Annotated in this window: 16 protein-coding genes; 4 read left to right on the top strand and 12 right to left on the bottom strand. The window is 28.7% G+C overall.

The features are described 5' to 3' along the window. Nucleotides 1–6 precede the first annotated feature (6 nt). Nucleotides 7–882: a branched-chain amino acid ABC transporter permease gene (locus ARA56_RS09450; RefSeq protein WP_055266068.1), complete on the bottom strand. Its 876-nt coding sequence runs from the start codon at nucleotides 880–882 to the stop codon at nucleotides 7–9. A gap of 283 nt (nucleotides 883–1,165) precedes the next feature. Then, nucleotides 1,166–2,317, bottom strand: a complete 1,152-nt coding sequence (locus ARA56_RS09445; RefSeq protein ID WP_055266066.1) for an ABC transporter substrate-binding protein — start codon at nucleotides 2,315–2,317, stop codon at nucleotides 1,166–1,168. Between the two features lie 740 nt (nucleotides 2,318–3,057). On the opposite strand from ARA56_RS09445, the gene ARA56_RS09440 reads away from it, so the two are divergent. Together ARA56_RS09440 and ARA56_RS09435 are read left to right on the top strand one after the other, a co-directional pair. Beyond that, the gene (locus ARA56_RS09440; RefSeq protein ID WP_055266064.1) at nucleotides 3,058–3,630 is read left to right on the top strand and encodes a hypothetical protein; all 573 of its coding nucleotides are present in this window, start codon (nucleotides 3,058–3,060) and stop codon (nucleotides 3,628–3,630) included. A 152-nt stretch (nucleotides 3,631–3,782) separates the two neighbouring features. Beyond that, complete coding sequence (locus ARA56_RS09435) at nucleotides 3,783–4,175, top strand: prepilin-type N-terminal cleavage/methylation domain-containing protein (RefSeq protein ID WP_055266062.1); 393 nt, start codon at nucleotides 3,783–3,785, stop codon at nucleotides 4,173–4,175. An 84-nt stretch (nucleotides 4,176–4,259) separates the two neighbouring features. On the opposite strand, the gene ARA56_RS09430 is transcribed toward ARA56_RS09435, so the two are convergent. The 4 genes from ARA56_RS09430 to ARA56_RS09415 form a co-directional block, all read right to left on the bottom strand. Continuing rightward, nucleotides 4,260–4,742 carry a hypothetical protein gene (locus ARA56_RS09430; RefSeq protein ID WP_055266060.1) on the bottom strand — a complete coding sequence of 161 codons (483 nt, stop codon included), beginning with the start codon at nucleotides 4,740–4,742 and terminating at the stop codon, nucleotides 4,260–4,262. A gap of 108 nt (nucleotides 4,743–4,850) precedes the next feature. Next, nucleotides 4,851–5,477 (bottom strand): hypothetical protein, encoded by a 627-nt coding sequence (locus tag ARA56_RS09425; RefSeq protein WP_055266058.1) that lies wholly within the window; start codon nucleotides 5,475–5,477, stop codon nucleotides 4,851–4,853. Beyond that, nucleotides 5,461–6,015 (bottom strand): signal peptidase I, encoded by a 555-nt coding sequence (locus tag ARA56_RS09420; protein ID WP_172675758.1) that lies wholly within the window; start codon nucleotides 6,013–6,015, stop codon nucleotides 5,461–5,463. The genes ARA56_RS09425 and ARA56_RS09420 overlap by 17 nt, the downstream gene beginning before the upstream one ends. 236 nt (nucleotides 6,016–6,251) lie before the next feature. Continuing rightward, nucleotides 6,252–7,547 (bottom strand): M18 family aminopeptidase, encoded by a 1,296-nt coding sequence (locus ARA56_RS09415; protein ID WP_055266054.1) that lies wholly within the window; start codon nucleotides 7,545–7,547, stop codon nucleotides 6,252–6,254. Between the two features lie 288 nt (nucleotides 7,548–7,835). On the opposite strand from ARA56_RS09415, the gene ARA56_RS09410 reads away from it, so the two are divergent. Next, nucleotides 7,836–9,014, top strand: coding sequence for a cation diffusion facilitator family transporter (locus ARA56_RS09410; protein WP_055266052.1), 1,179 nt, complete (start codon nucleotides 7,836–7,838; stop codon nucleotides 9,012–9,014). A gap of 298 nt (nucleotides 9,015–9,312) precedes the next feature. On the opposite strand, the gene ARA56_RS16945 is transcribed toward ARA56_RS09410, so the two are convergent. The 6 genes from ARA56_RS16945 to ARA56_RS09385 form a co-directional block, all read right to left on the bottom strand. After that, nucleotides 9,313–9,414: a putative holin-like toxin gene (locus tag ARA56_RS16945; RefSeq protein ID WP_231074160.1), complete on the bottom strand. Its 102-nt coding sequence runs from the start codon at nucleotides 9,412–9,414 to the stop codon at nucleotides 9,313–9,315. 119 nt (nucleotides 9,415–9,533) lie between these two features. Next, on the bottom strand, nucleotides 9,534–12,272 hold the full coding sequence (locus tag ARA56_RS09405) for a tetratricopeptide repeat protein (protein ID WP_055266050.1): 2,739 nt from the start codon (nucleotides 12,270–12,272) through the stop codon (nucleotides 9,534–9,536). Between the two features lie 70 nt (nucleotides 12,273–12,342). Next, nucleotides 12,343–12,576 carry a hypothetical protein gene (locus ARA56_RS09400; protein WP_055266048.1) on the bottom strand — a complete coding sequence of 78 codons (234 nt, stop codon included), beginning with the start codon at nucleotides 12,574–12,576 and terminating at the stop codon, nucleotides 12,343–12,345. A 20-nt stretch (nucleotides 12,577–12,596) separates the two neighbouring features. Continuing rightward, entirely contained in the window at nucleotides 12,597–13,319 is a 723-nt protein-coding gene (locus ARA56_RS09395; protein WP_055266046.1) for an amino acid ABC transporter ATP-binding protein, read from the bottom strand. Beyond that, complete coding sequence (locus ARA56_RS09390) at nucleotides 13,306–13,968, bottom strand: amino acid ABC transporter permease (protein ID WP_055266044.1); 663 nt, start codon at nucleotides 13,966–13,968, stop codon at nucleotides 13,306–13,308. The genes ARA56_RS09395 and ARA56_RS09390 overlap by 14 nt, the downstream gene beginning before the upstream one ends. A gap of 103 nt (nucleotides 13,969–14,071) precedes the next feature. After that, a complete protein-coding gene (locus tag ARA56_RS09385) occupies nucleotides 14,072–14,896 on the bottom strand; it encodes a transporter substrate-binding domain-containing protein (RefSeq protein ID WP_055266042.1) in 825 nt (274 codons plus the stop codon). 318 nt (nucleotides 14,897–15,214) lie between these two features. On the opposite strand from ARA56_RS09385, the gene ARA56_RS09380 reads away from it, so the two are divergent. Beyond that, a complete protein-coding gene (locus tag ARA56_RS09380) occupies nucleotides 15,215–16,297 on the top strand; it encodes a PRK06851 family protein (RefSeq protein ID WP_070205681.1) in 1,083 nt (360 codons plus the stop codon). Nucleotides 16,298–16,536 lie beyond the last annotated feature (239 nt).

The following is a 16,536-nucleotide window of genomic DNA, read 5'->3' as shown; positions in this document are numbered from 1 at the left end:
CTTCACCTACACTTTCTCATTTACTTTCTTTCCTAATAAACCTGTTGGTTTAACAAGAAGAATTATTATAAGAATTGCAAACACTATTGCATCTGATAAAGTGGTAGATATATATGCTTTTGTCAATGTTTCAGTTACTCCTATCAATAAACCTCCGACTAATGCTCCTGGTATACTACCTATCCCCCCTAAAACAGCTGCAATAAATGCTTTCAATCCTGGAATTGTGCCCATATAAGGCTCTACTACAGTGAATGCTAAGGATACAAGTACTCCTGCTGCCCCAGCAAGAGCTGATCCTATAGCAAATGTAAGTGAGATTATGTTGTTAACATTTATTCCCATCAATGATGCAGCTTCAATATCATATGAAGCACCTCTCATTGCCTTACCCACCTTAGTTTTATATACAATAATTTGAAGAAGAAGAACTAAGACTATTGATACAGCAAGCATTAATATTTTTGACGTTTCTATAGATAAAGCCCCTATTTTTATTACTTCCTTGCTTAATAACTTTGGAAATGCCTTAGGTGAAGGTCCCATTAATAACCTCATACCATTTTGTAATAACAAAGATACCCCAATCGCTGTTATTAATAATGTTATTCTTGGTGAATTTCTTAATGGCTTGTAAGCTACCTTCTCAACAATTACTCCTACCAATGCTGCCCCAAGCATTGATATCAATAATGTTGGAATAAGTGATAACTTTAAAGTCGTCCCACAGTATAATCCTACAAAAGCCCCAATCATGTAGATATCTCCATGAGCAAAATTTATTAATTTAATAATTCCATAAACCATGGTATATCCCAAAGCTATGAGTGCATAAATAGATCCTAACGATAATCCATTTATAATTTGCTGTATAAATGCCATATTTCTTTCCCCCCTTCAAACTAATTGTTAGCTTATTAAATTTAACTTATCTTTGTTTTTATAATTCATTAAACATTTTATTAATATGAGATGCTTATACAGGTACATCATGAACTAGTATTTAGATTTTCATTGTTCCTGCAATTAAAAATTGCGTTAAAATGTTTATATTGCCTGAACGTAGTGAGTTCATAAACTTTAGCAATTTTTAATGTAAGGAACAATAGAAACTCTTATGCTAGTGAATTAGTACCGAAGTAAGTGGCTCATATTAATATTAGTTTTATGGATTGACTTTAGTTTCAAGTTTTGCTTCTCCATTTTCTATCTTTATTATTGATACTGATTTTTGTGGGTTTCTATTTTCATCAAATCTTATATTTCCTGAAATTGTATCAACATCTATATTTTTTAATGCATCTTTAACAGCTTCTCCATCAGTTGAACCTGCTTTAGTTATAGCTTCTTCGAAAAGTTGTAAAGTACTATAGCTTAATGCTGCAAAAGCATCTGGAGTTTCTCCGTATTTTTCTTTATATGAATTAACAAATTCTTGAACTTCTGGGTCAGAGTCATCTGGTGAATAGTGATTTACAAATACAGCACCTTCAACAGCATCTCCACCTATCTTAACTAATTCTGGTGAATCCCATCCGTCTCCACCCATTAATTGTGAAGTTATTCCTATCTTTCTAGCTTGGTCTGCAATAACTGGAACCACGCTATAATAATCAGGTAATACTAAAACCTCTGGATTTGAGCTCTTAATATTAGTTAATTGAGCTGAGAAATCTTTATCTCCATCATTGTAAGATATATACTCTACTACTGTTCCTCCATTAGATTCGAATTGTGCCTTAGCAGCTTCTGCAATACCTATTGAGTAATCTGAATCCTTATTATAAAGAATAGCCATTGTTTTTGCTCCAAGGTTTTCGCTAGCATATTTTGATATAACTTCACCTTGTGTCGCATCTATATAGCATGTCCTAAATACATATTCTCCACCAGTTGTGGTAAGATTAGTTTCTGTACCTGAAGGAGTTATCATAGGAACACCATCAGCTGTAGCATTAGGTCCAACTGCATTAGCTGCTCCTGAAGTTACAGGCCCTAATAGAAGTTTAACTCCATCTTGATTTACTAATTTATCATAAGCATTTATAGATTTAGTTGGATCTGCTTCATCATCCTCAAACTTCAATACAACTTGCTTTCCGTCGATTCCTCCATTTGCATTAACCTTATCTAAAAATACTTGAGCTCCATTCTTAACTGATTGTCCATATGTTGATGCTGCACCAGATAATGGTCCTATTGCCCCAATTACTATTTCATCTGCATCATCAGATGAACCTTGTCCATTTCCGCAGCCAACTAGCCCCATAGTCAGCATAGATAAAGCTAATATTCCCCCTAATAATCTCTTTTTCATACCTTTTAGCCCCCTTTTTTTATTATTCTCAAAATTTCATCCCCAAATTAACTTTTTATCAAAATTGCATTATTTAAGAAAACGTTTTATCAATCATAAACCTATATGTTTGATAATGTATTCAAAATATAGCTATTTTATTATTAATTAGTTAATATTTGTTTTATATATTAACATCCTTTTTTTACCATGTCAATATAGTTTTCACAATTACAAAAAATTCATTACTCTTATGTAAAATAAAAGAACTTTGACCACACTTATAGTTTTCTGCTTCATCATTGTAATATTTTAACATTACAATACTTATAGCTATAAACTATAGATTATCAAATTACTAACAGTCCCTTAACCATCGTGACTTGTACTCACAAAGTATATTTCATAACCTTTTTTGTTATCTAAAAGATAACTTTGATGTCCTTATATTAATGCAGTATGTATATTTTTAAGGATTTCCGAGATTATGCTCAACATCATCTGTGTTGAATACTTTTGAACCATCACCTCATATATAAGGCTTATTAATAATTTAATAATATAAAGATGGAATTATGCCCTAACATAATATTAGGTCTGTGTCCCAACTCTATGATGTGAAATCAAAGTTCTAGAAGTAGTTTTTCTACTTCTTACTATTGTTCTAACCACTTTTTTGTCCTATTATTCTAAACTTTTATTATTTTTTTTATTTATGTTATAATTACCTTGTACCTATTTTATACTTTGGAGGAAATGTAATGAAAAAAAGGATTTTATCAATAATTTTAATATCAGCATTATCAATCTCTTTATTTGTTGGTTGTGGAAACAACAATGATAATAATAATGTTCAAAATTCTAATCAAGAACAACACGAACAACAACCAGAAGATTATAAAAAAGACGATGAAATTTCTTCAGATGATAAAAATGTCGAATCAAATGTAGTTGTTGAAGAAATTACTGAAGAAAAAATAGAAGAAAAATTTACTGAAATTATGGACTACTTATATACAAAAGATTACTCTAATGAAGAACAATCTATTGAAGCTGAGAATTACATAAAAGAAAACTTTACACCAGAAGGTGCTGAAAACATGATAAATAAGATAATATCTTATGGCGAAAAAGTTTCTTATTCTGATTTACTTATCACATTAGTAAAAAATATAGAAAATAATGATGCTAGATATGAATCAATGTACGAAATAAGATACAATGTGTCTGTAACTATAGGTAAACCTAGTATTTATTCTGACGTAATTGCTAAAGTTGTAGTAGATAAAGACGGTAAGATATTCATCGAAAGCATAAATGATTTTGAATTTTAATAGGCTGCCATTGGTAGCTTATTTTTTTACTAAAATAAAAGACTATTCTCTAAAATCTCATAATATATTACTTCAGATTTAATTAATTTTGAATATTTATCCATAAATATGTTCATAATTTTTAGATAAGCAAATATATTTGGAGGATATTCATGATAAAGAATAAAAAATCTAAACCCCACTCTAAAAATCGAGCCTTTACATTAATAGAATTAGTAGTTGTTATAGCTATAGTTGCAGTATTAGCTGCTGCCTTTACCCCTAAATTATCGGGTTATATGGATGAAGCTAGAAAAGTTGTAGTTTTAGATCAAGCAAAAAGAGTATTAACAGCCTATGAAAACCTAAATCTAAAATTCAATACACTAACAGAAAAAGATTATATAGAATCAGTCGTAAGTTTATCTGGAAGCCCTGTAACTTTATCCGAAATTACTAAAATTCCATCAAAATTTACTATTGAAGATTGCAGAAATTTACTTAATACCGAAAAATATGACTTTACTATGACCAACGGAATAGTTACAACAATAAATTCTAGATAATAATATAAGAGTTACTTACTAAATTATTAGTTCGTAACTCTTATTAAAATTCTATATATTATTTATACAAAAAACTTTTTATATCTATATTTCCTTCGCTTTTACTTCCATTGAGTTAATTTTTACTCCTTCTCCACCACAAAATCCACTAATATTAATAAAAATCTTATTATTTTCAGAATATTTTCTTCCATATAACCGTTTTTCATATAATATAGTCTTACTATTATAATCTTTTATAATAAGATTACATACAATTGTTTCATCCCCGTTTAGCTCTATTTCTCCTATTAATATTAATTTTTCACTATCAATAACTATATCATTATTATCTTTGAGATACATTACATTCTGAAGATTTGAACCATTATTATTAGTTAATCTAGTGAATATATTACTTTTATTATCTTCTTTAACTTTATAAAATTGATACGTAAAATTATTGCTATTGTCTTCATTTAATGTATCTCTAATACCAACTGTAAGATTAAATCCATTTCCTTTGCTATTATTTAACTCATCTAATATCTCTATTTCTGCATCAAAATATAATTTTTGACTTTTCAAATCAAGATTTTCATTTCCTAATGCAACCCATGCCCTAGTTCCAACTATTAAAGAAGAATCTTTTATATAAACTTTTTTAATATTTTCTATAGATTGATCATATATCTTTCAATCATGTATATAACTTGTATTTCCGAAATCACTTTTATAAAATACTATTTCTTTGTTTTCATCACTTGTGCTTGGTGGTATAGTATCATCAACTAATACTTGTTTAGCTTTAATATCATAAGTATATCTAGCAATATTATCTAATATATCATTCTCATATATTTCTATATCATCATCTGTAATCCATTCTATTTTAGCTGAAACAACCTTTTCATTATTAGGATTTACTATAGTTGTATAGTGATTTTTTGATTCTGTTTGATTCACCCCCTCTATGGTTAATGTCAAATACTTTATTAAGTCTTTAGCTCCTTCACTTGTTGACTTGTCTTTATTATTATTTTCACTCTTTTCACTTAAACTAATAGTAAATTCAACTGGATAATCATTATCATTTTTTAATTTTATAGTATCTGCCGATAATACATCTCCAGGCTTAATTTCAGCTTCTGATACAAATTCACTATCTGCGCTTACTTCAAAAGTTGCTACACTTACCTTCTTATTTACTATCTCAAATTTCTTTGTAAATCTAGCTAAGCTTTCGAAACTTAAGCTACCTCCTATAATAAAACATAATAAAATTATGAAAAGCGATGCTGTCTTTTTATCTATTTTCTTCATACTGTTCCTCCTGTTTTATATTTTTTTCTTTACCTATATTTAAATAAATAAGATACATTAATAATAAAATTCCTACTTTTATCATTGGATTCATATACTTAAAATAATCTAAAACATATCCAAGCATAGGTATTTTAAATACATATTTACCAACAATATTTTCACTCATTATAGAAATATCATCTTCCACATTATTTCCATCGCCTTTAGTTATAAACATTATCTCTTCGTACTGATTATTGATAATCCCTGATACTCTATGAGTAATTATTATATTTTCTTCTACAAAAGTTATTATGTCTCCTACTTTAATATCATCACTCTTTACTTTTTTTGCTACTAAATAATCTCCAGCATTAATAGTTGGTTCCATACTTCCTGTACTTATTGTAAATCCATACATCCCTAAAATATTAGGTATGACTTCTTCTCCTTTATAAACATTATAAGAAGATATTAAATATGATATTGCACATATTAATACAAAACTCCATACTGTATTACTAATTTTTATCCTTAAATTAAATACACTACTCACCTCATTATTATCCATTTTTTTGTAATTACGTCTTGATTCTATCCTATCAAAACAATTTTATTCATCATTATTTTGCTTTTTTATCTTTTTTTGTTTTTTATTGTAAAATAAAAAAGAGAGTTTTAATCTCTCCTAATAATTATCAAAATTATCCAAAAAATAAAGCCAGCATATTGCTGGCTTAAAATTTCCTAAATTATAAGTTTAATCCTTGCTTTTCAACTGTTCCATCTTAATTAAATGCTAAAGAATTCTGTAAATGCTTTAACAGTATAGTAGTTATCTTTAACAGCTGCTAACTCTCTTATAGAGTGCATTCCTAAAACTGGTGCTCCCATATCAATTACAGGTATATTTAATAAAGCTGATGTTATTGGTCCTATAGTACTTCCACCTCTAACGTCTGATCTATTAACAAATTTTTGGAATGGAACATTTGCTGCTTCACAAACTGATGCAAATACTGCTCCATTAAAGCTATCTGTGCTATAGCTTCCTGATGCAGCTATCTTAAGAACAGGTCCATTTCCTAATACAGGTCTATTTGTTGGATCATGTTTATCTCCTAAGTTTGGATGTACTGCATGTGAAAGGTCTGCAGAAATCATTATTGAATTTGATAACGCTCTGTAATAGCTTTCTGTATCTTTTCCTAATCCTAATATTATTCTTTCTAAAAGATTATTTAGTATAGAAGATGCAGCACCTTGAGCTGTTCTGCTTCCTATCTCTTCATTATCTATACATACCATAACTTTAGTTGCATCTATTTCCTTACTATCTATTAAAGCTTTAACTCCTGCAAATACCATCCATAAGTCATCAAATCTACCAGAAGATATAAGTTCTTCATTCATTCCTATTAATGATCCTTTTTCGTACTCATATAATCCAAGTTCAAAGTTTAAGATATCACTCTTATCAACATTAAGCTCTTGCGCTAAAGTGTTCATTAAATAGTCTTCTCTTTCTAGCTTGTCATTTATAAGTCCTAATAAAGGTAATGTATCTACTTGTGCATTATATTTATAACCATTGTTTACTTCTCTATTCATATGTATAGCTAAGCTTGGGATTATTAATAACGGTTTATTTATATTAACTAATCTTATTTCTGGTTTTAATGGAGATGAACCTTTTACTGCAACTTTCCCAGCAATTCCTAATGGTCTATCATACCAAGTACTTAATATTGGTCCTCCATAAACTTCTGTGTTTAACTTTACATATGTATTTTCAGAAATCATTTGTGGATTTGGCTTTATTCTAAAACCTGGTACATCTGTATGTGCTCCTATAAGTCTAAATCCTGCCTCTTCTATATTTTCATTTCCAACTTCAAAAGCTATAAGAGCAGAATCATTTTTTACAACATAATGTTTATCCCCTTTTTTAAGGTTCCATTTATCTGCTTCCTTTATTTCAGTAAATCCAGCTACGTTTAACATAGCTTTTACAGATTCTACTCCATGAGACGCTGATGGACTATTATATAAAAATTCTATAAGTTCTTTTGCTAATACTTTTTCCATGTAATTCTCTCCCTTTTTGCTTTATTGCCGTATACTTTATAATATATCCTATTTTCATATTTTTCTCAATAAGATATGCTTATTGACTTTTGTTTTTGGATAAATTAGGATATAGAATATAAGAGAATCCTTGTTAATATATTTAGTATAAATATATTTATAATCTAACTTCTAGCTATCAAATTACTCAAGCTTTTAGTTAGTTTCAAATTACCAAATAAGGGCTTTTGATTTTGAACTAATATTTATTTTAGTTAATGCAAAAAATATTTCTGAGGTGTTTTTAATATGATAACAAATTACCTAATTAAAACATTCGTCAAGGATAATGAAAAAGTCGATAATATCAAAGTTAGAAATGCTTACGGTAACTTAGCTGGTGCTGTAGGTATATTAGTTAATGTATTATTATTTGCAATAAAGTTATCCGTTGGCCTTTTAGCTGGATCGGTAGCTGTAATGGCTGATGCCTTTAATAATCTATCTGATGCAGCTTCTTCTATCATAACTATAATTGGATTTAAAATGGCTAATAAGCCTGCTGATGCAGAGCATCCTTTTGGACATGGTCGTATAGAGTATATCTCTGCTTTAATAGTGTCATTTTTAGTTATGTTAGTAGGATTACAATTTATTAAAAGTTCTTTTGAAAGAATAACTAATCCTTCTATTGTAAAATTTGAAGTTATACCATTTTTACTTCTTCTTGTATCTATATTCTTTAAATTGTGGCTTTCTAAATTTAATAAAACTGTAGGTCACAAAATAAATTCTTCAGCTTTAAAAGCTGCTGCTACTGATGCTTTAGGAGATGTATTTACTTCAAGTACAGTTGTTATTTCATTCTTATTAGCAAAGTTTACTCAATTCCCTCTTGATGGATATATAGGAGTATTTGTTGCTTGTGCTATTATATATTCTGGATATGGACTTATAAAGGAAACTTTAAATCCTCTTCTTGGAGAAGCTCCAGATCCAGTGTTAGTTAATAATATCTCAGATATGGTAATGTCTTATGAAAATATTAATGGTATTCATGATTTAGTAGTACACAACTATGGTCCTGGAAGAATTATGGCATCAATTCATGCTGAAATACCTTCTGACATTGATGTTATGACTATACATCATATAATTGATACTGCTGAAAGAGAGATTTCAAAAAAGTTAAATATATACTTAGTAATACACATGGATCCTATTTGTGTGGACACTGATGAAATTATTGATGCTCGTAAAATTGTTGAAGATGTATTAAAAACATATCCAGCAGTTAAATCGCTTCATGATTTTAGAGTTGTTGGAGAAAATGATATTAAAAATTTAATTTTTGATATAGTAGTAAATCCTATAGATTTAAATGATTGCTTTACTAAAGAAAAGCTTTCTCAATTTATAGAGCGAGATATTAAAAAGCTACACCCGCAATTTAATTGCATAATAACAGTAGATTTAGAACTAATATAATAAATTTCTTCAGGTATAAAAATCAGTATGTTCAATTTAAAAGTTTGTTCAAAAAAGTAAAAAAATTAATATATAAAAAAAATTATTTGCCACATTAAATTTGATATTGAATTTTATGTTTATTTTATTAAAATTTGATAATAATAATAATAATAAATTATATAAATTTTGCATAAAATAAAGAATCTAACATACTGTTATATGTTAGATTCCTATAATATAACTTTAGTTGTTTAAGACAACTGGTATCACATATAGTTATAAAAAACTAGTAGCGTCCAATTGTGAGGTGGGGCTACTATTTTTTTGTAAATTTATCTATCAAGCCTATTATTAATTCTAAGAAGGCTATAAAAAATAAACCACATTGTAATAGTATAGTTAAAGCTTCATTCGTCATTAGTATCACCTCCTCATAAAAAGGAAATACATTATTTATGTATAAGTGATACCAGTAGCCCACATCAACTATTAAGTTATACTTTTTAAATTATTGCACTTTAATCTAATTTCTAAACCTTATTTAACTATTGCATATATCATTATTATAATCAGCATAAATACTGAAACTATAGTAATTACATTAAGCGTTTCTTGCCTTGACAGCTTTTTTTTATGCTTTTGTTTAGGCCTTGTAATATTATAAAAGATAGCTTGTTTTTTTAATTCATAGTAATTCTTATCATCTGTTTTATCTCTGATATCATACCATTCTAATAAGTCATTTATAGCTTCATACATACCCTTATCAATCATATCTCTTAAATCTTTTACAACTCTCATCTCTTCTTCTGTTACAATCGAATTTTCTTCTTTTTTCTTTAATATATCTTTTAAATAAACGTAGTTACATTTCTTTATTCCAAGATCCTTACCTGCCATTGCTGATTTAAAGTATTCTTCGTATTTTTTATCTTTATATAGATTATTATTATATAAATATAATGCTAAGTTTCCATAGCAATCTGAATTTCCAAGATCTATTCCTTCCATATAAGTGTTTATTATTTCATCTTGAGACATATTAGTAATTAATCGTTTTTCTGCTAAAATACATCTAAGATTATTAGCTGTTCCTTTATCAATATCCTCTATTTCTTTTATTATCTCATTTGCTCTCTTTTCATCTTTTTCTACACCTATCCCGGCTAAACAATAATAAGCAAGCTTACACTTCCCTTTTAATGCATCTAGCTCTATAAGTTTAAATACATATTTTAATGCTTTAATATCACTTTTACTATTTCCAAACCCTAATTCATATATCTCTATAAGACTTTCTATAGCTTCAATATCGTTGTGCTCTGCTGCTTTTGTATATAATTTTATAGATTCATTTATATCTTGAGGTAAAAACTTACCTATCTTATACCAAGAAGCAAGCTTAACTATAGCTTTTATATAATCTTTATCAGCAGCCATCTTATAATATGAATAAGCTTTTTCTAAATTCTTTTCTACTACGATACCATTTTCGTATATATAGCCATATTGAAAAGATGATCCAACTACTCCATTAACAAACCCAAACTCCAAATATTCTAGTAGTTTCTTTTCATTTATATCTTTACCATCCTTTTTATCTGCTAACATTAGAAATGCTAAATATTCTGCTGCAAATTGGGACTTTAGCTCATAAGCCTCTTCTAATAATTTCTTAACTATCCTTGTAGTGTCTTCTCCAAATTTATTAACTCTAAGATATGCTATAGCCAGCATATACATAGCATGTGGAGCCTTATTCTCTGCAGCTATCTCTATATATTTTATGGCCTTTTCTGTATCTCTCTTTACTAATTCCCCATTGTAATACATTATTCCTAATCTCTGTATACATTTTAAATCCCCTTCTCTACTTCCCATATCGTATAGTTCTATAGCTTCATCAATCAAGTTTTCATCTTCATATATTTTGCCTACTTTAAAGAATATATTTCTATTTCCACATTCTATACTTCTATTGTATAAATCTAAAGCTTTAGTTACATCCTTATCTACATATAATCCTGAATAATACATATCTGCTAAAGACTCTATACAATCTGTATCATAAGCTTCATATCCCTTTTTTAAGTAATAATATGCTTTTTCATAATTTACTTCATAACATATTCCTTCTAAATAAGATTTTCCTACAATATAATAAGCATCTTCATAATCATTTTCTGCTGCCTTTTCTACCCAATAATATGCTCTAACTATATTTCTTTCACAACCTTCTCCTGTTTTATACATATACGATAAAGCATGTTGCGCCGCTGGCAAATTTTCCTCTGCAGCTTTCTTATACCACTTAAAAGCAAACTCTAAATTCTTGTCTACCCCATATCCGTTATAATACATTCTTCCTAATTGATAATAAGCTGGACTATACTCACTTTCTGAGCTCTTTCCAAAGCATATTAATGCTTTCTGATAATCCCTAGCTACTCCTGTTCCATTTAGATATAAACATCCTAATGAATATTGAGCAAAAGAATTACCTTTAGCTGCAGCTCTCCTATACCACTTATTAGCTAAATCATAATTTCTTTCAACAGACAATCCTCTTTCATAAAACAAACCTAGATAAGCTTCTGCTACTTCGCTATCATATTTAGCTGCTTCTATAAAATTCTTAAAAGCTTCTTTATTATTTTTTTGTACTCCTCTTCCTAAATAATAATTTTCACCAGCTTCAACTAACTTTGAAACTTTTTCTTTTACTTCATCAGAATCTATATCTTCTATATTTGTCGCATCTTCATATAAAACTAATCCCTTCTCTTCATCTTTATTGTCAATAATATTGCTTTCTTTGTTATTTAAATATTGTTTAAATATATTTTTTTCATCTTCATTCAATCCGCTTAATATAAGAGAATAATTTTCTTCACCACATTTTACAGCTACAAAAACTAATATTTCATATAGTCTATCTTTGTATTTCTCTATAAACCCCTCAAACCATTCAGTTTCATCTTCGTCATTTTTACACTGATAACAAATATTTATCTGTGATAAGACTAATATAATATTTCTGTAAATCTTTCCAGGTAGTATTCCCTTATTATATAATCTAGTTATATTTTCATTTAACCCTACTTTATCATCATACAAAATCTTATTTTTTTCATAAATAAGTAAAATAATATACTCTACTATACTCTTAAAATGAATTATTATATCTTTTCCTTTATAATCGAAGATATTATTAACTTCAGTGTATAACTTTCTAAATTCTATCTTCAAAAAATCCAAATTAAGTCTATTTTCCATCTTGCCTCCTAAGCACTCTTAATATCTATTACTATTTTATTAGTAAGCAAGTTTATATATGATTATTTGTCTACTTTGTAGCAACGAAAAGTGGACTATTTCCAAGTGAAAATTGAACTATGTTCTGGGTAAAATCTGACTGCATCATAGTGAAAACATTGCTTTGCAATAATGAAAACGTACTTCTTATCTTTTGCACCAGCAAAACTTTTAATATCAGCAAAGTTGACCTTTCACCTTTATCTTTAAGAAAAACTTTTCCCCCTAGCAAAGCTGACTTTTCACTTTTTGCACAGCAAAACAAAAAGAGCCTCTCGGCTCTTTTTAAATAATTTTTGATAAAAAGTCTATTGTTCTTGGATTCTTTGGATTATTAAATATTTCTTGAGGGGAACCTTCTTCAACTATCTTTCCATTATCCATGAACAATATTCTATCTCCAACTTCCCTTGCAAATCCCATTTCATGTGTTACCACAACCATAGTCATTCCTTCTTTTGCAAGGTCTTTCATAACTGACAAAACTTCTCCAACCATTTCTGGGTCTAGCGCTGATGTTGGTTCATCAAAAAGCATAACATCTGGCTCCATACAAAGCGCTCTTGCTATTGCTATTCTTTGCTTTTGCCCACCTGAAAGTGATGCTGGATATGCATCTGCCTTATCTACTAGTCCAACTTTTCCTAATAAGTCATATGCTTTCTTCTTTGCATCTTCTTCACTTATTTTTTTTACCATAACAGGCGCTATAATTAAATTTTCTAACACTGTCTTATGAGGGAATAAATTAAATTGTTGAAAAACCATTCCCATCTTTTCTCTTATTTTATTTATATCAATCTTTCTATCTGTTATATTAGTTCCCTCAAATATTATTTCTCCACTTGTAGGAACTTCTAATAAATTTAAACACCTTAAAAAAGTACTTTTTCCTGAACCTGAAGGTCCTATTATTACAACTACTTCGCCTTTTTCTATGTTATCATCGATGCCTTTTAGTACTTCATTTTGATTAAAACTCTTATGAAGATTTTTAATTTGAATCACTTACCTTCAACCTCCTCTCGATGTATTTTATAAGTCTACCTAATGAGAATGTCATTATAAAATAAAATACCGCTGACATTATTAAAGTTTCTGTCTTATTAAAACTTCTTGTACTAACAACATTTGCTGCATACATAAGCTCTGCTACTCCTAAAGTTGAAGCCATTGAAGACTCTTTAATTATTGCAACAAATTCATTACCTATAGCAGGTAATATATTTTTTATAGCTTGTGGTATAACTATCAATCTCATAGCCATACTTTCACTCATGCCTAGACTTCTTGCTGCTTCCATTTGTCCTTTATCAACCGCTTCAATACCAGCTCTTATAAGCTCAGAAACATATGCAGCTGAATTTAATGACAATGCTATTATAACTGCAAATAATTCATTTATTTTAAGAACATTACTCAAACCGAAATAAACTATAAAAATTTGTAATAGTAACGGTGTTCCCCTAACTATTTCTATATAAGCTGATGCTATAAATTTTAATAATTTAATCTTTGAACGTTTTAAAAATGTTAATATAGTTCCGAATACTACCCCTAATACAACTGAAGCAAGTGATATTGTTAAAGTCCACTTTGCCCCTTGAAAAAAATAAACCATCTGTCCATTGGTTATAAAATCAAAATCCCAATTCATCCTATCCACCTACTTTTCTTAGTTAGAAATTAAGAGTTAAAAGTTAATAGTCATTAATTAAACTATCATAAACTATTAACTTTTCTCTGTTAACCCTTAACTACTATTCCACTTGGTTTTTAACTTGTTCTACTGCTTTTTGAACAAATTCATCTATCTTTCCTTCATCCATTAATTTTTTTAATGTTGAATTAACTTGCTCAACTAATTCTGGTGAATCCTTTGGCATACCAATAGCTGATCCCCCTTCAGAATCTTCTATTATTTCTTCTCCAACAACTAAGTCTGTGTTAGTAGTTGTTGCTAAGTTCGCAACTGGAGCCTCAATAATTAATGCATCAATATTTCCATTTTTAAGTTCAAGTATTAAAGTGTTAACATCAGATAATAGTTTCACACTTGCTCCTTCAATTCCTTCAGCTATCTCAGCTTGAATAGATCCCATTTGAGCTCCTATTTTTTTACCTTCTAAATCAGCTAAAGTTTTGTAAGTATCTTTATTAGATGCTTGTATTAAAAATGCTTGCTCTGCTTTATAATATATGTCTGAAAAATCTACTGCTTTTTTTCTATCTGGTTTAGGAGTCATTCCTGATATAGTCATATCAATTTTTCCCAATTGAACAGCCTCACATAATGAATCAAAGTTCATTTCTTTAAGCTCTAATTCTACTCCAATATCATCAGCTATAGCTTGTGCTATATCAACATCAAATCCAATTATCTTATCTTCACCATCTATTAAGGCATGATACTCGTAAGGTGCATAATCAGCACTCATACCTACAACTAATTTTCCACTTTCTTTTATTTCTGTAAGTTTGTCTTTAACTTCTCCTGTAGATTTACTACTACATCCAACAGCCATAATTCCAATTACCCCAACAATAACAACTGCCATTATTTTTTTTATTAATGATTTTTTCATATTTAATCCCCCTTTTTATTTCTGAAATGTCTTTTTAACTCTTGCATAATTATACATCATAAAATCATATTTATGCAAGAGTTTTTTTTAAACATTTTTTCCCTTTTTATAATTTCAAGCTAATTACATAACTATAAACAAGTAAAAATGCTTGTTTATATCAATTCTTAAAGATACCTTTTTTACAGTATTTATATCTATATGCATAAACTTTCACCAATTATTCATATGTATTTTCATTTTTTATTCTCTTTAAAGTCTACATTTATAGGTTGCTTGAATAAAATATATTATTAAAATTTTATTAGGAGTGATCAAATGGATAATTTGAAAAGGAGACACTTTTTTCCTGGAGGCAATACATCAAAAGGATTTTACTCTTTTTATAGATATATTCTAAGTCAAGATGATGCCAAGCGTATTTTATGTCTTAAGGGTGGCCCTGGCACAGGTAAATCTTCTTTGATGAAAAAAGTAGGAGATTATTTTTTTAACAAAGGCTATACAATCGAATATCATCATTGTTCCTCTGACAATAATTCTTTAGATGGAATAGTAATAAAAGAATTAGGTGTAGCATTAATTGATGGCACATCTCCACACATAGTTGATCCAATAACTCCAGGAGCTGTAGATGAAATATTAAATATGGGTGATGCACTAGATATGGATATGCTGTCAAAGCATAAAAGAGACATTTTATGTATAAACAGAGATATAAGCAAATGTTACAAAAGAGCTTATAGATATCTTGCTGCTGCAAGGTCTATTCATGATGATTGGAGTAATCTTAATTATGAATCTCTAGATTCTAATAAAATATCTGTATTAATAGAAACATTAAAAAATGATATTTTTAGAACAGATATATCTGGCTATGGTGGAGAGCGTAGACTTTTTGCAACAGCTATAACTCCTAACGGTATAATTACTTTTGCAGATAATTTATCTAATGGATATAAAAACATATATGTTCTGACTGGTGGACCAGGTATGGGAAAAACAGATATATTAAAATACTTAGGTACTTCTGGACAAAAGAAAGGATATTATGTTGAATATATGTATGATCCATTTATTCCTGAGCGTATTGAGCATATATTCATTCCTGAAATATCAACATGTGTCTTAACCAACAATGAAATTAACCGAGCAAATTATTCCGGAATAAATTATTATCTAAAAGACTATACAAAACCTAATTCACTTGCTTCTAAAGCTTCAGAAATAGAATATAATAGTAAAATCTTCTATGAATTACTTGATAAAGCTATTTCTCTAATTAGTAATTCTCATGCTCTACATGATGATTTAGAAGAATTCTATATAAAAGCTATGAATTTTGATGTTGTTAATACCATGTATGAAAACGTAATTAAAAAAATAGAAAAATACGAGTAAGCTTACTTCGTAAAGGTGAAAGATTACCTGAGGTAAGATGAAAGGTTTTGCTTTTGCAAAATGGGAAATATCGCTATGCTGAGGTGATGATTTTCTACACAAAGATTATGGTCAACTCCATTGAAGTGATAGTTTATCTTTGCCAATAATATTGTTTATTATACAAAAATGCCTTCGGCCAAAATAATCCGAAGGCATTTCTTTTTTATATCTCAAATATTTCTATTAATAAATACTTT

The organism is Clostridium disporicum (genome assembly GCF_001405015.1).
Classification (GTDB): Bacteria; Bacillota; Clostridia; order Clostridiales; family Clostridiaceae; genus Clostridium; species Clostridium disporicum_B.
This window is presented reverse-complemented; position numbering and strand designations above follow the sequence as displayed.

Excerpts from the sequence above, each read along its gene's own strand:
- ARA56_RS09450 (WP_055266068.1), bottom strand. The coding sequence starts at position 882 with ATGGCATTTATACAGCAAATTATAAATGGATTATCGTTAGGATCTATT.
- ARA56_RS09445 (WP_055266066.1), bottom strand. The coding sequence starts at position 2,317 with ATGAAAAAGAGATTATTAGGGGGAATATTAGCTTTATCTATGCTGACT.
- ARA56_RS09440 (WP_055266064.1), top strand. The coding sequence starts at position 3,058 with ATGAAAAAAAGGATTTTATCAATAATTTTAATATCAGCATTATCAATC.
- ARA56_RS09435 (WP_055266062.1), top strand. The coding sequence starts at position 3,783 with ATGATAAAGAATAAAAAATCTAAACCCCACTCTAAAAATCGAGCCTTT.
- ARA56_RS09425 (WP_055266058.1), bottom strand. The coding sequence starts at position 5,477 with ATGAAGAAAATAGATAAAAAGACAGCATCGCTTTTCATAATTTTATTA.
- ARA56_RS09415 (WP_055266054.1), bottom strand. The coding sequence starts at position 7,547 with ATGGAAAAAGTATTAGCAAAAGAACTTATAGAATTTTTATATAATAGT.
- ARA56_RS09410 (WP_055266052.1), top strand. The coding sequence starts at position 7,836 with ATGATAACAAATTACCTAATTAAAACATTCGTCAAGGATAATGAAAAA.
- ARA56_RS16945 (WP_231074160.1), bottom strand. The coding sequence starts at position 9,414 with ATGACGAATGAAGCTTTAACTATACTATTACAATGTGGTTTATTTTTT.
- ARA56_RS09405 (WP_055266050.1), bottom strand. The coding sequence starts at position 12,272 with ATGGAAAATAGACTTAATTTGGATTTTTTGAAGATAGAATTTAGAAAG.
- ARA56_RS09390 (WP_055266044.1), bottom strand. The coding sequence starts at position 13,968 with ATGAATTGGGATTTTGATTTTATAACCAATGGACAGATGGTTTATTTT.
- ARA56_RS09385 (WP_055266042.1), bottom strand. The coding sequence starts at position 14,896 with ATGAAAAAATCATTAATAAAAAAAATAATGGCAGTTGTTATTGTTGGG.
- ARA56_RS09380 (WP_070205681.1), top strand. The coding sequence starts at position 15,215 with ATGGATAATTTGAAAAGGAGACACTTTTTTCCTGGAGGCAATACATCA.